General features: G+C 50.2%; 12 protein-coding genes. 7 read left to right on the top strand and 5 right to left on the bottom strand.

The annotated features are described in order from the left end of the window. Positions 1 to 13 precede the first annotated feature (13 nt). The 3 genes from FH974_RS05890 to FH974_RS05880 all read right to left on the bottom strand — a co-directional run bounded on the left by FH974_RS05890 (position 14) and on the right by FH974_RS05880 (position 3870). Positions 14 to 1429, bottom strand: coding sequence for an SLC13 family permease (locus tag FH974_RS05890; protein WP_047883419.1), 1416 nt, complete (start codon positions 1427 to 1429; stop codon positions 14 to 16). A 421-nt stretch (positions 1430 to 1850) separates the two neighbouring features. After that, on the bottom strand, positions 1851 to 2267 hold the full coding sequence (locus tag FH974_RS05885; protein WP_047883418.1) for a CBS domain-containing protein: 417 nt from the start codon (positions 2265 to 2267) through the stop codon (positions 1851 to 1853). A gap of 301 nt (positions 2268 to 2568) precedes the next feature. Next, positions 2569 to 3870 carry a DUF945 family protein gene (locus tag FH974_RS05880; protein WP_047883417.1) on the bottom strand — a complete coding sequence of 434 codons (1302 nt, stop codon included), beginning with the start codon at positions 3868 to 3870 and terminating at the stop codon, positions 2569 to 2571. Between the two features lie 205 nt (positions 3871 to 4075). On the opposite strand from FH974_RS05880, the gene FH974_RS05875 reads away from it, so the two are divergent. The 4 genes from FH974_RS05875 (at position 4076) to FH974_RS05860 (ending at position 8463) form a co-directional block, all read left to right on the top strand. Then, positions 4076 to 6064 (top strand): ATP-binding protein, encoded by a 1989-nt coding sequence (locus tag FH974_RS05875; protein WP_047883416.1) that lies wholly within the window; start codon positions 4076 to 4078, stop codon positions 6062 to 6064. Further along, complete coding sequence (locus FH974_RS05870; RefSeq protein WP_047883415.1) at positions 6061 to 6561, top strand: response regulator; 501 nt, start codon at positions 6061 to 6063, stop codon at positions 6559 to 6561. The genes FH974_RS05875 and FH974_RS05870 overlap by 4 nt, the downstream gene beginning before the upstream one ends. Positions 6562 to 6687: 126 nt before the next feature. Next, positions 6688 to 7677, top strand: coding sequence for a 2-hydroxyacid dehydrogenase (locus FH974_RS05865; RefSeq protein WP_207103560.1), 990 nt, complete (start codon positions 6688 to 6690; stop codon positions 7675 to 7677). Between the two features lie 237 nt (positions 7678 to 7914). Further along, positions 7915 to 8463 carry a hypothetical protein gene (locus FH974_RS05860; protein ID WP_047883413.1) on the top strand — a complete coding sequence of 183 codons (549 nt, stop codon included), beginning with the start codon at positions 7915 to 7917 and terminating at the stop codon, positions 8461 to 8463. 226 nt (positions 8464 to 8689) lie between these two features. On the opposite strand, the gene dsdC is transcribed toward FH974_RS05860, so the two are convergent. Together dsdC and FH974_RS05850 are read right to left on the bottom strand one after the other, a co-directional pair. Further along, positions 8690 to 9592, bottom strand: coding sequence for a DNA-binding transcriptional regulator DsdC (gene dsdC / locus FH974_RS05855; protein WP_207103559.1), 903 nt, complete (start codon positions 9590 to 9592; stop codon positions 8690 to 8692). Between the two features lie 96 nt (positions 9593 to 9688). Next, positions 9689 to 10276 (bottom strand): TfoX/Sxy family DNA transformation protein, encoded by a 588-nt coding sequence (locus FH974_RS05850; RefSeq protein WP_047883411.1) that lies wholly within the window; start codon positions 10274 to 10276, stop codon positions 9689 to 9691. Positions 10277 to 10553: 277 nt separating this feature from the next. Between FH974_RS05850 and FH974_RS05845 the strand changes: the two genes are divergently transcribed. From FH974_RS05845 to FH974_RS05835, 3 genes are all read left to right on the top strand, one after another. Next, positions 10554 to 11147, top strand: coding sequence for an LON peptidase substrate-binding domain-containing protein (locus FH974_RS05845; protein WP_047883410.1), 594 nt, complete (start codon positions 10554 to 10556; stop codon positions 11145 to 11147). Positions 11148 to 11253: 106 nt separating this feature from the next. Continuing rightward, positions 11254 to 12177 carry an HDOD domain-containing protein gene (locus FH974_RS05840; protein WP_047883409.1) on the top strand — a complete coding sequence of 308 codons (924 nt, stop codon included), beginning with the start codon at positions 11254 to 11256 and terminating at the stop codon, positions 12175 to 12177. 220 nt (positions 12178 to 12397) lie between these two features. Beyond that, positions 12398 to 13297 (top strand): LysO family transporter, encoded by a 900-nt coding sequence (locus tag FH974_RS05835; RefSeq protein ID WP_047883408.1) that lies wholly within the window; start codon positions 12398 to 12400, stop codon positions 13295 to 13297. Positions 13298 to 13714: the final 417 nt, after the last annotated feature.

Raw genomic sequence — 13714 nt, 5'->3', positions numbered from 1 at the left:
ACTCCCCCTCGCATCAGATATGGTCAATCATATGCAACAGCCAAATCATCCCGAAACTCAGTATAACCCCGACAACCCCGATAATGACCCCGACTCGTGCCATCTGGTTACTTTCCACATGACCGGTCGCATGTGCCAGCGCATTGGGCGGCGTACTGATAGGCAGTGACATCCCGAGTGAAGCAGCAAACGTCACCACCAGAATCAGGGTGATTTCGCCTCCCAACGGGACGAGCGAGGTCATCGAGGTGCCCAGTGCTGCCATGATTGGCATCAGCAGGTTAGCCGTCGCGGTATGTGACATAAAGTTCGCCATCAGCAGGCACAGCACCGCTGAACCGACCAGCACTACATATGGCGAGAATTGATCAAACGGGATGCTGTGTACCATCAGTCTGGCAAGGCCGGTCTGATCCAGCGCCAGCCCTAATGCGATCCCCCCGGACACCAGCCACAGCACATCCCAGGAAATTTTCTTGAGATCCTCTTTGTTGATGATTCCGGTCAGGGAGAAAATCGCCACCGGGATCAGCGAGACTGTATACGAGTTCATGCCATGTGCCGTTCCCATCAGCCACAACACAATTGTCAGTCCGAAGGTCAGGTAAACCGTGATTGCCTTGGGGGTTTTCAGGAAAGTGCCTTTAATCGTAAGTTCAATTTTGTCCTGCTCGGCCGGGTACATGGCGTTAATCAGTCCCCAGGCGAACACCAGCAGGACGGCAACGAACGGCACCCCGAAGAACATCCATTCGCCGAACGTAATCATGTTCTCGCCGGTCAGGTACTTCAGGGCAATTGCATTAGGCGGTGTACCAATTGGCGTACCGATACCGCCGATATTGGCCGCCACCGGAATACACAGAGCAAAAGCAATTTTGCCCGGGTCCTTAGGGCCAAACAGGGCAATCACCGGCGCCAGAATCGACAGCATCATTGCCGTGGTCGCAGTATTGGACATGAACATCGAAAACACGGCGGTGATCATCATCAGGCCAAACATGACAAATTTGGGCTGAGTACCGAACGGCTTCAGCAGCACTCGGGCAAGGTTGACGTCAAGCCGGTATTTGGTGGCCGCCATGGCCAGAAAAAATCCGCCCAGAAACAGCATAATGATCGGGCTGGCGAACGTCGCCATAATGTCACTGTGGTTGAGCAAATCCCCAAACTGCGGGCTGCCCTCATCAAGGCGGAACAGATACAGTCCCTTGTCTGACAGCAGCAATAGTTCCAGCACAATAATCACCACGGAGGTGGCATAAATAGGAATAGGCTCCAGAACCCAGCACAGCGCCGCCAGCAGAAAGATCGCAATCACCCGCTGCTGAATCACCGTCAGCCCTTCAACCGGAAAAGCCGAAGCCGGCAGCAATAACACAATCAGGGGTATCAAAACAGGCAGCAGGTACTGCATAGAAAAACGCATAGTGGCAACAATCCCTTAAGACTCAATAACAAGTACCAACAAATCCAATCCGGTAAAGTAGTGTCGTAAGCAAACGTTACCGGTGCCAGGCTCTCAGACATTCATTCGACTGAGACGCGTCGACGGAGGCCATAAATCAACCGCACCTTGTCAGATGGAAGGGGTTTGTTCCCGGCGTTAGATCAAGAAACCAGTGAAGTCACAGGACTTTAACGTAAATCTGTGAGGCAGGTTTGAGGAACCTTGTGGCTGTTACTATCAAGCACATGATAAGTAACAGGAAAGTGCTGTTATCTGTGGGGCTTCTCGTCAAAGAAATGACCGCTCAACGGATAAAATAAAGCCAACCTATTCAGGCTGGCCTGGAGAGAAGCGTAATCGCGAAATGGGAAAGGTGTCCCTACACGAGTTCAAAACCGGACTACACCGGATGTTTAAAGCAATCCCCGATTTGGTTACTGATTGCGGTCAGAACGTCACGGCGGGTAATTACACCGATTAATTGGTTCCGCTCCACAACCGGATAAATCTTAGGCTTCTGACCGGCCATTGTTTCCGCCAGCTCAATAATGGAGTCATCCGGAGAAACCGTCAGCACATCAGGTCGCATGCACTCTTCCACGGTGTGGGTATCCTGACAGTAGTACCCGACTTTCAGCAATTTGTGGATCATGTCCTGCTCAGACAAAAATCCCACCACTCTGCGGTTCTCATCCACCACCGGGCCACCGATTTGCTTGGACGTCAGCAATTTATCTAAGGCCTTGGCAAGTGACATCTTAGGCTCAAATGTCACCGGGCGCATATTCATGTAATCTTTCACTTTCAATGATTCCATGCATCCCCCTATAACCTATCTTTTTCATTCTGAAACCGGCGCGATGATGATTTCCGGCCGTCTTCAAATCATTATTGTCACTATGGTGGCTCCTCTGTGAGAGCACCTCCTTTTGATATAAGTGTCGTCTATTTCGTTGACATTACTAAATAGAAAATACCGATTTCAGTAATCGTTACCTTCTATGACATAAAAACGACATCAAAAAGACACAAAAAAAACCGCCCCTGAGGACGGCTTTGAAAGAACCCGTTTTTAATGCCGATTTTGCGGCAAGAACGAGGGATTTACATGCTTTACATTACATGAATAGCATAAACAACATAGCCAGTGGCAACTGATCGCCGGATGCCAGAATGATCTTGTCACCATCAATCTTCATATTAAGCAGATAGTGGGTCTCGTTACGCTCAACGATGCTGCTTTGCTCCATCATAGTAGCACGCTCGCTCAGTACCGGGTCAGCCTCAACCAACTCAACCGGCAGGCTAAGCTGAATGTCACCTGTGACATTCTCGGCGATACGCGCCATGTTTTCAGAAGCGCGCTCCAGCCCCGGGGAAACCGTCAGGCTCAGGTGGCTTTTGACGCTGCCCTGCGGTGTCATCACACTCAGGTCGCTGATGGAAAACGTCAGACCTTTGGCCACCAGCTCATCCAGTGCTTCTGCGGCTTCACGTACCTGATCTTCTGTCATCTGCTGCTCAAAGCGTTCAGACAACTCTCCCAGTCGGCTGATTGCCGGATAATCCAGCCCAGCGAAAGACAACTGGAAATTAAAGTCTTTGTACTGCTCGCCATCCAGCGAAGTCAGGTTCCCCACCGTCACCTGATTGGTGTTGGTCAGGATCGGAGACGCGCCTTTTTCTGCAGGTTCAGACAGAACGTTATTCATGTCGATGGAAATACGGTTGATATCAACGCTTTTCTCTGCCGACAGGTCTTTAAAGCTGACGCTGTTCAGGCTGAGATTCTGGCTGCCGATCCAGAACTGGCGGTCCAGACGGCCTTTCCCGCTGCCTTCCAGGCCTTCAAGCTGCATCTCTTCGCTGGCTACCGTCGTCAGGCTCGCCGTCGGCAGTTTGTAATAAAATTCGCCGGCCCCATCAGCATTTACGCTACCAGTCATCACAAACGCCGCAACATCGGCACGGTTACCATTGAGGTTATCCACTTTGATCGGATTCATGGTGAACGTAAAGTCGGTTGAGCGAGTAATCGCGGTCTGGGTGGTAAATGCAACCGGAATCGCATTCTCTCCCCACAGCTGTTTGATCACCGGTTTAATGTCATCGTTGACCATCAGTTCGCTGGTTGAGCTGATACCCGTCACGCCATGGCTGACGTGATGTTTAAAGTACCATTCCGTCGGCAGCCCTTCATCTTCAAAAATGGCTTTCAGCTCATCTTTGAACACCACTTTCGACACCACTTCCGATGTCAGGTAGCCACGATCATAGCTGTCATTGGTGACGGTCAGGTACGGGTTGTCGTACTGACCAAGTGTATCAAGGTAGATTCGTTCACCAATCTGACCCGTCGCCAGCGGCCAACAAAGCACCAGTGCTACCGCACCGCCTACCGCACCAATTTTCTTCAACATTGTATTTGGATTCCCAGTAACCAAGAGTCGAAAACTGAGTCTAACACAGCCGTGTGAACAGTCTATTTATCGATGGCTAATCATTAACTTAACTGAGACCTTCATACACTTACCGGTCAGTTTGCAATCGGCTTCTCAGTCTCAGTGCCGGGTTTCCGGTACACTTAACCACACGTCAGGGTGACGCAGTGTAAAGGACAAACGGGTGAATAATTTTGCAATTGTGTGCCTCGATGACGATCCGCGCATCGTCGAACGTCTGAATCAGGAACTGACCGGCTTTGCGGATCTCTTCGATATTTTCAATGCCTACAGCCTGAATGAAGCCCACGAGGTACTCAGAGACATTGATCAGGGCGGACAGCGGGTTGCGATGGTGATCTGCGATAACGATCTGGGTGCCGATAAAGGCGTCGATTTCCTGATCGCTCTTGCCCAGTACCCGGCCAGCCAGCAGGCTCGCTCTGTGCTGCTCAACGACAAACCGCAGCTGGACGTCATCATGCAGGCCGTCAATGAAGGACGGCTGCACTATTGCCTGAATAAACCCTGGAGCCAGCAGGAATTACGCCAGGTGCTGATCAAAGAATTGACCAGTTTTATTCTCAAACATCCGGATGAAGACTGGCTGCGCTACAGCCAGGTGCTGGATCACCGACGTATTCTGAACGCGCACATCGAACGGCAGATGAATCGGTTCCGCTCCGGCTTTATTCAGGATACCAGCACCCTGGACGATGCCAGCCTGGCCAAGCAGGTGTCTGACGCCCTGCACGAATTTTTTGCCGGTAATGATGAAGACCGTGCCCGCCGCACTTATAGCGAGCACCATCTGCTGACCCAGGAAGGTGAGCCCAACCGTTTTCTGTGGTTCATTACCGAAGGGGAAGTTGCCCTGTACAAAAAAGACGAACACGGTTGCCGCCATGAGGTGGTTCGGGTGGGTCCCGGCCATCTGGTCGGCGGTATGTCTTTCGTGACCGGGGAAAACTCCTTCTCAACCGGGGTCACACTGTGCCAGACGTCGGTGATCAAACTCGACCGTAATCTCTTCAACAAGGTCATGCACTCACGCAGTGAGTTACTGCCGCTGTTTACCAACCTGCTGTTAAGGAACTTCAACCGACGCCTGCAAGGCAGCATCAAAACCGAGCTACGCTTACAACAGACCCTGAAGTCGCTCGATGAAGCCTATCACCAACTGATTGAGAAAGAAAAAATGGCCATGCTGGGACAGCTGGTTGCTGGTGTGGCCCATGAGCTGAATAACCCGGTGTCCGCCATTCTGCGTGGCAGCGATACGTTAAAACAGACCATCGGTAAACTAACCCACACCTCGCTCAGCGAAATTAACCAGGAGCGCGGGCACATCATCATGCAGCGCGCCATGCAGTCCCGCCCTCTGTCGACCTCAGAAACCCGCCAGCGGGCCAAAGATCTGGAACCGGCAGTCGGCGATCGCCAGCTGGCTCGCAAAGCGGTGCAAATGGGCATTGACGACGCTGACCATCTCAACCAGTGGTTGCTTCCGCAAAAAGGCGATTTAGCCATGGTCATGGGCGAGTGGGAACACTATTACCAGATGGGCAACTTCCTGCGCTCTATCAATGTCTGTGCCCAACGAATTGCGGATTTGGTGAAAAGCCTTAAAAGCTATGCCCGCCAGGATGATGAAACCCTGCATTCGGTAGACATCCATGAAGGGCTGGAAGATACCCTGGTCATCTTCGAAAACAAGCTGAAACGCCATACGCTCATCAAAGAATACGCCCAGTTGCCGCCACTGACCTGCCAACCCATTGCCTTGCAACAGGTCTGGACGAACCTGATTTCCAATGCGCTGGATGCCATTACCGAGCCCGGCGAAATTCGGGTGATCACGCGGCTGAGCCAGCCGTTCGCCAGCGAGAATCCAAACGCCCCCGGTGCTGCACAACCTGAGCAGGCTGCCATTGAGGTTGTGATCGAAGACAATGGCAAAGGGATTCCCCCTGAAGAGCAACAAAAGATTTTTGAACTCAATTACACCACCAAGCGCGAAGGCAACTTTGGTCTTGGGATTGGCCTGTCGGTGTGCCAGCAAATCATCCACCAGCACAACGGCACCATCCGGGTTGAATCGGAGCCGGGCCAATACACACGGATGATCGTCACGTTACCTTTAGAGGATGTCACTAAGAAGGAGGCCTCATGAACAAATATCTGATACTTTGCGTGGATGATGAGCGGGAAGTGCTCGACAGCGTACTCCATGACCTGAGCGATCTTGAAGACCACTTTGTGCTTGAGGCTGCCGAATCGGTCGATGAAGCCAAAGAAGTGATCGCCGAGTCGATCGCGGATCATATCCCGCTGGCGCTGATCCTATGTGATCACATCATGCCCGGCGAAACCGGTATCGATTTCCTGATTGAGCTCACCCACCAGGAAGAAAACAATGACGCCCGCAAAGTTCTGCTGACCGGTCAGGCCGGGCTGGAAGAAACCGTGCAGGCGGTCAACAATGCCAGCCTGGATTACTACATTGCCAAACCGTGGAACGGGGATGCCCTGAAGCAGGTGGTTATTGATCAGCTGACTACCTATGTCATTGAGCATGAAAAAGATTTAATGCCCTGGATTCAAGTGCTGGACACTCAGCGAGTGATGCAGGCACTCAGCGATCGCAGGCTCTCCTTGTCCGATAACTGATTGGTTATTATTTGTCATACCATTACTTTGCGAGGCACTATAATAGTGTTATCTTGATCACAGAAAGTATCTCAGATAACACACTGCCAGACGATGAATCAGGCAGGTAACCTCAAAAGGTGATCGATGAAAGTTGCAGTTTTCAGCGCCAAGAAATACGACCAGAAATCCTTTGACCAGATTAACCAGCATTTTGGTCATACACTGGATTACTACGATTTTCACCTGACGGAACAAACCGCGCGGATCGCACATGGCTATGATGCGGTCTGTGCCTTCGTGAATGATGATCTCAGCCGTCCGGTGCTGGAGTCGCTGGCATCAGAAAACGTCCGTCTGATTGCAATGCGTTGTGCTGGCTATGACAAAGTCGATCTGGCTGCCGCCAAGGAACTTGGGCTTCAGGTCGTACGTGTTCCGGCCTATTCTCCGGAAGCCATTGCCGAGCACGCCGTTGGCCTGATGCTTTGCCTGAACCGCCGTATTCACCGCGCTTACCTGCGTACCCGTGATGCGAACTTCTCCCTGGAAGGGCTGACCGGATTCAATTTCCACGGGAAAACCGTCGGTGTAATTGGCACAGGGAAAATCGGGATCGCCACCATCCGTATTCTGAACGGCCTGGGAATGAAAGTACTGGCTTACGACCCGTTTGAAAATCCGGCCGCGATTGAGTTGGGTGTCACTTACACCACGCTGGATGATATCTATCAGCAGGCAGATGTTATTACCCTGCACTGCCCGATGACCAAAGACAATTACCACATGCTTGATGCTACAGCGTTCGAGAAAATGCGTGATGGCGTCATGATCATCAACACCAGCCGGGGCGAGCTGATCAACTCCAAAGATGCCATTGACGCGCTGAAAGAAAGCAAGATTGGGGCGTTGGGTGTCGATGTATACGAAAACGAAAAAGATCTGTTCTTCGAAGACAAGTCAAACGACGTGATTCAGGATGACGTGTTCCGTCGTTTGTCGGCCTGCCACAATGTGCTGTTTACCGGCCATCAGGCATTCCTCACCGATGAAGCCCTGACAAATATCGCCGAGTCAACGCTGAGCAGCATCAAGAAATTTGAAGAAGGTGAACGCTCAGGCAATGAGCTGATTTAACGACTGCATCTGCCAACTCTCGGCATGATTCGGGGCAGAGTGATCAGGTCGCTCTGCCCTTTTTCATCATCGCCGTAACCCGCTGTAGCGACGGCAGGATCACAAAACCAGCACTTCCTTACCCTTTTTGACGTTTTTTGACAGTAAAAAAACAACAGAGTCCGGCAAAAATCTAGGATCGCGCAATGTTGTCCTTTAAAATATGCCAATCACTTTTAGCCCTGCTGGACTAATCACATGCGTAAAATACTACTTGCAACAGGTTTAATCCTGGCTTCTATCTCTACCGCTCAGGCCGAAAACGCGCCATCAATGAGCAATTTCAGCTACGACTATGCGGAAGCCCGCATTGGTGTTGGCCCGCTGACGTACGGCGCTGGCTTCAGCAAGTCCATCCATCCGAACGCGCACATTCTGGGTAGCCTTGATACCGAATTTGACAGCGACTGGGATGCCGCTTTCGGTGTGGGTTTCCACGCGCCAGTTAACAACTGGGCAGACGTTACCGGTGAGCTGAAAGCCCGTAACGTGAAAAATAAAGACGAGTTTGACAGCTCCGGCGGCAAAACCGGGATCGAAGTGAACCTCGGTGTACGTCAGTGGCTGGGTCCACAACTTGAAGTTGGCGGCCAGATTGGTCACCTGAACATTGATGATCACGACAAGACCATCGGCAGTGTTTACGGCCGCTTCCACGCCACTGAGCTGTTTTCTATCGGTGTTGCCGGCCGTTTCAATGATGTATACGGCGATCAGGTGCTGGTGACAACGCGCTTTAAGTACTGATTGCCTCACGTACGTATTCTTAAGCATTTGTTAACTAAAGTGCTTGTTAATTTCGTACGACTCGCATGATTTACCCGGTCTAAAACACCCCGGCTCAGTCCGGGGTGTTTTTTGCCCGTTTTTTAACGCGTCTATTTTTTGCCTGTCGCATTCATTCCCCAGATGGCATATACCTGATGCCAGACTTCGTTTGACAGGCCTAAGACGCCGTAATGGCTCACACCGGTTATTTAATTTCTTCCAGCCAGTCGATAAAAGCCTTGATCCGCGGCGAAGTAGCCATTTCTTTACGGCACACCAGATAATAGCTCTGCGGGGAGGTCACCGACAGGGTAAACGGCGCCACCAGCCGACCTGAAGCCAATTGCTCGGTAACAAACGAGGCACGCCCCATCGCCACGCCAATCCCCCGCTCCGCAGCCTGCAGTGCCAAGTCTGCACGATCGAATGTACAACCCGCTTCCGCCAGCGCCACGCCATTTTGCTGTGCCCAGTACTGCCATTCATCATTGCGGCCGGCACGGGCCCACGGCGCCGCATCGTGCAACAGCAGGCAAGAGGACAGCTTCGCCGGGTTACCATACAGGCCATGCTCAACCGCATATTCGTGACTGCAGACAGGGATGATGCTTTCATCCATAATTTTACTGACATGCAGTCCCTGATATTTGCCGTTACCGAAATAAATGGCGCAGTCAAACGATTCAGTCTGAAAATCGACCAGCTCATTACGGGTGCGCAGGTGGAAACGAAGCGCCGGGTACTTTTCAACAAATGACTTCAAACGTGGGACCAGCCAGCACTGGGCGAAGGTCGGCGGAACGGACACATTGAGATCACCGCTTAAATCCAGGGTCTTCAGATCCCGCAGCTCATTCGCAATATCACCGAAATTGTGGGCAACCACTTCTTTGAGCCGTTTACCTTCGTCCGTCAACACCAATTTTCTTGGCTGACGAATAAACAGCTTCACCCCAAGCGTTTCTTCCAGGTTCTTGATTTTGTGGCTGACCGCACTCTGGGTCAGGCACAGCAGCTCGGCTGCACGGGTAAAACTCATCTGGTCGGCAGCAATCAGAAAGCAATGCAGTCCTGACAACACCGAACCGGTTAATTGTGGAAGTCGCATAAGTCATTATCACCAAACCATTTGCGCTCCATCATACAACAAAAAGCCGCCAAAAGGGCGGCGGCTTAGACTCCGTTAAAAAATAAGAGCGATAACTTATTCAATACTGCGTAATAACTGCTTCTTATGGTCGTCTTTCAATAAGGTCCAGTGACAACCGTCGATAGCACCAGCAAACATCCAGAGCAGCTTCAGATCCAGGTCTTTTCCCTGGCTCTGACGTACCTTACGAAACACCTCTACTGCCCCCAGCGCCACGAAGCTGCTGACATCCGGAATCCCGGCCTTTTTTACCATCCGTTCCAGCGTCAGGCGCATATTTGGTAAATCTCTCAAGCGCTTACTCTGATCCGATAACTTATACACCTTCTCTGATACAGCAACATCAATTGAGTGTCGAATCAGCTCAGAACAGCGGATTTTGTCTTGCAGGTACACATCCGTCACATTGTAATAGTTCACTACAGCGGTAGTGCTGCGCTTGACGTGTCGGAACCTTTCACACCCCTGTGCCATTAATTGAGAATCGAGCTGTTCACCACCACGAAGGTAAAGAGCGCGATCTGTGATGATGGCATACATGGCACCGTTGATAAAAACACCTGTACCACCGAACATTGAACGCTTCTCGAAACCACCAAATTCGTGAAGATAATTAAATAACTCTTCCTTAAAATCCTGCACAGTAAATCTCCCGTTAAACGTTATTTCCCTGGCAAAGCCCCAGTAACGCTGGACAATTTAGCGTCAATATCGTGACTTGCTTCTACCCTATACATATTTTTTCCATATGAAACAGCGAACACTTCAAAGTGGGATTCCAAACATATTATGGACCAAAAAATAAGCGTTATGGGACAAAATCGACCTTATTCTGCAACCGCATAAAACTGACAGATCACCTAAACTATTCAGTGAGCTCTTAGCTTTTTTTCTTATCCACAAACTATAAAGCCGTTGTATGCCAGAGACAGATAAACCGTTAGAAATTGCCCTTTTTCCCTCCTCATCTCATCTGTTACCGGATGGGAGAATGGATGTGACAATCTGCGAGGCACGGCACATTCAGATGCTGAAGGATTCGTTGGCTGGGGTGCGTCAATTTGCCGTCTGTATGCTCAACGAGATGGAAGAAGATAGCGATGTAAAAAAAATTCCGGCTATCGCAACCCTTTGCAAAGTGATCAATTTCGACCAGCTTGAAGGCGGCTTACTGAGCATTGCGCTGGAAGGAACCCACAAGGTTCGGCTGCTTTCGATCCGGGTAGAAGACGATGGATTGATGAGGGCAAAATGTACGTACTTCCCGAATTGGGACTATTTGCCTCTGGAAAGCAAAGACAATGAACTCGCTGAAAAACTTAAAGTTTTCTATCAGTCCGTGCCGGAAATTGGCGCCTTCTATCCCGATCCGGAGTTTGATGATTTATGCTGGGTTTGCCAACGTTGGATCGAAGTTTTACCGCTGGAAGTACATTACAAACAACTGCTTATCACCCAGGATTCCCCGCGCCTGACCGTCCGTTTTCTGCACAAGCTGTTCCTGACTGACTAAAAATAATTCATGCAGTTTTAAAAAGGTTTTTTTCATCTTTTTTTTCTGTCACTTACCATTAACTATGGCTAGAATAGCCTTGTTAAAACTATTTCTATTATTTCAAATGACTCATGTATCTTTCTTTTGGTTAAAACCTGAAAACGACAAGATAGTAAAAGGACTGGAGTCAGAATTTTGTGGCCTGGTCCAAAATGCCATCAAACAGGATAAATTAACCTTACCCCCGATCCCTAATGTCTTGATCAGGCTTCAGCAACTTTGTAAAAACGAAGACACCTCGCTGAACGATATTGCCGAGCTTCTGCTGGACGACCCCGGGATTGCGGCTTACATCATCAAAATCTCCAATACCATGATGTTCAATCGCCGTAATATTGTCTGCCACGATATCTACGCTGCCGTCAGCAGACTGGGGATGTACCGCGTCAGAGACATCATCACCGCAAAAGCCATTGAAGAATTAAAAACCCGCCACTTATTCTGCCAGGAAGGCAATCAACTACTGACACAAAGTGCAATTCGCTCCCGCCAGCTGGCTGCCACTATGGCACTCATCGCCAATGGTCTGGCAACTCACCCTGAATTTCCCAAAGCGGTTGAACCGGAGAAAGCCCTGCTGGCCGGCCTGTTTGCCGATATTGGTTTATTTAGCCTGGTACACGAATACCAAGCCTATCTCGACGGCGGTAACTATCTGGACCTGGATATCGCCAAATACGTTTTTGAACACAGCTGTCAGGAAGCCAGCATGATGATTCTTAAACACTGGGGATTTGATGATGATTATCTGGAAGTGGCATCAAATCGTCCGGCACCTTACCGTGCCACGATGAAAGAACATATCTATCTGGATATTGCCCGCATGGCGCACTATTTGTTGTTATTCAAAAACAATGATGACGCCATTGATGAGCATCATGTCGAGATGGATTTGGCGGCTGCCGAAGTAATCTATGAACTGACGAACCTGCCGGATCCCGACTTTAACCATCGCCTCAAAACCGTGTTTAAAAATAGCGGCTTCTGATTTCCTCCCCCACACCCTACTACCGGCAGAAATAAAGCCGGGAAAGGCTGAGAAAGCATATTGACCGTTTCTCAGCCTTGCTGATAAGCTGTTGAATTCATACTCTGTTTACAACTTATGCTGATTCTGGCCGCATTTAGCAGCGCATCCTCATCTGCTTATTGCCGGTAGGAATGGATTCTATCGTGCAGTTCAGCGTGAACACTGTTTAAGGACCCTCATGTTCTCCGGAATGCTTTACATCTTTCTGCCACTGGTTATTGGCTACCTGATCCCTGTTAACAAAGCGTCGGTGCTGGAATTCATTAATACCCAGACCACCCGCCTGATTCTGGTTATTCTGACCCTGATGGGGCTCAGTCTCGCGGGGCTGGATAACATCAGCCAGAACCTGAGCCAGATAGTCACTTACACTTTAGTATTTTTTCTGGTTATCAGCAGTTGCAACCTGTTGGTTCTACCCGTTCTCGATAAACTGTTGCCGACGTCTACCGAGCATACTCATCAGCAATTGCCTTTCCGGGAAATGATACTGGAATCCGTCAAACTGATTTTCGTGGTGGCCGGTGGCCTGCTATTCGGTTTAGTTAGCGGCATTGATTTAAGTTGGGTTGATCAGGCCAGTGAAGTTATCCTGCTCATCCTACTGTTTCTGATCGGTATCCAGCTACGCAACAGTGGCATGACGCTGAAACAGATTCTGCTGAACAAGAAAGGCATTTTGATTGCTCTGGCTGTCATTGCCACCTCCCTGCCCGGCGGACTACTGGCCGCTTACTTTCTGGATATGCCTTATAATCATGGGTTGGCAATGGCCTCCGGGTTTGGCTGGTATTCCCTGTCGGGGATTCTGATTGGTGACAGCCTGGGACCTGTCATGGGTGGCGTGGCCTTTCTTAACGAACTGCTGCGGGAGCTGGTAGCCCTGAGTATGATTCCCCTGATGATTCGTCGGTACCCCAGTACGGCTATCGGATATGCCGGTGCCACAGCCATGGACTTTACCTTGCCGGTCATTCAGAACTGCGGCGGGATCCGTTGTGTCCCTATCGCCATTGTTAGCGGGTTCATTCTGAGTCTGTTAGTCCCGGTGTTGATGCTGTTTTTCCTTTCGCTCTGACCGTTACTTTCTGGATACACCAAACGAACGAGAGCACATTGCTCTCGTTTTTTTGGTGACGTTTCTTTTGATGATATTTGTGTCTGTTTACCAGCGACGCGGACAAGGATAACCCGCAGCACACAGAACCTCTGAGTTAACTCAAGGTGTCCACACACTGCTTCGTCGATAAACCTGTCGCGCTCATCAGCATGCAGCCCATCCAGGAACAAGCTAATGAAATCGTCTCAACCTGGCATTGAGCCTCGCGGGAGCATACTCTTGTGTGTGGAGCCTGATAAAACGCAAACACCGCTGTCAGGCAGTCTAAGAGCCCTCAGAAAGAGTAAATGAAAAGAGAACATCCATCTAGGTCGCCATCATCCTAACCCTCTGAGACTCATAGTGTGAGTGAACGGAGCATGGAACGCAGACACG

It is taken from the genome of Photobacterium ganghwense (genome assembly GCF_017329545.1).
Lineage (GTDB): Bacteria > Pseudomonadota > Gammaproteobacteria > Enterobacterales > Vibrionaceae > Photobacterium > Photobacterium ganghwense.
This window is presented reverse-complemented; position numbering and strand designations above follow the sequence as displayed.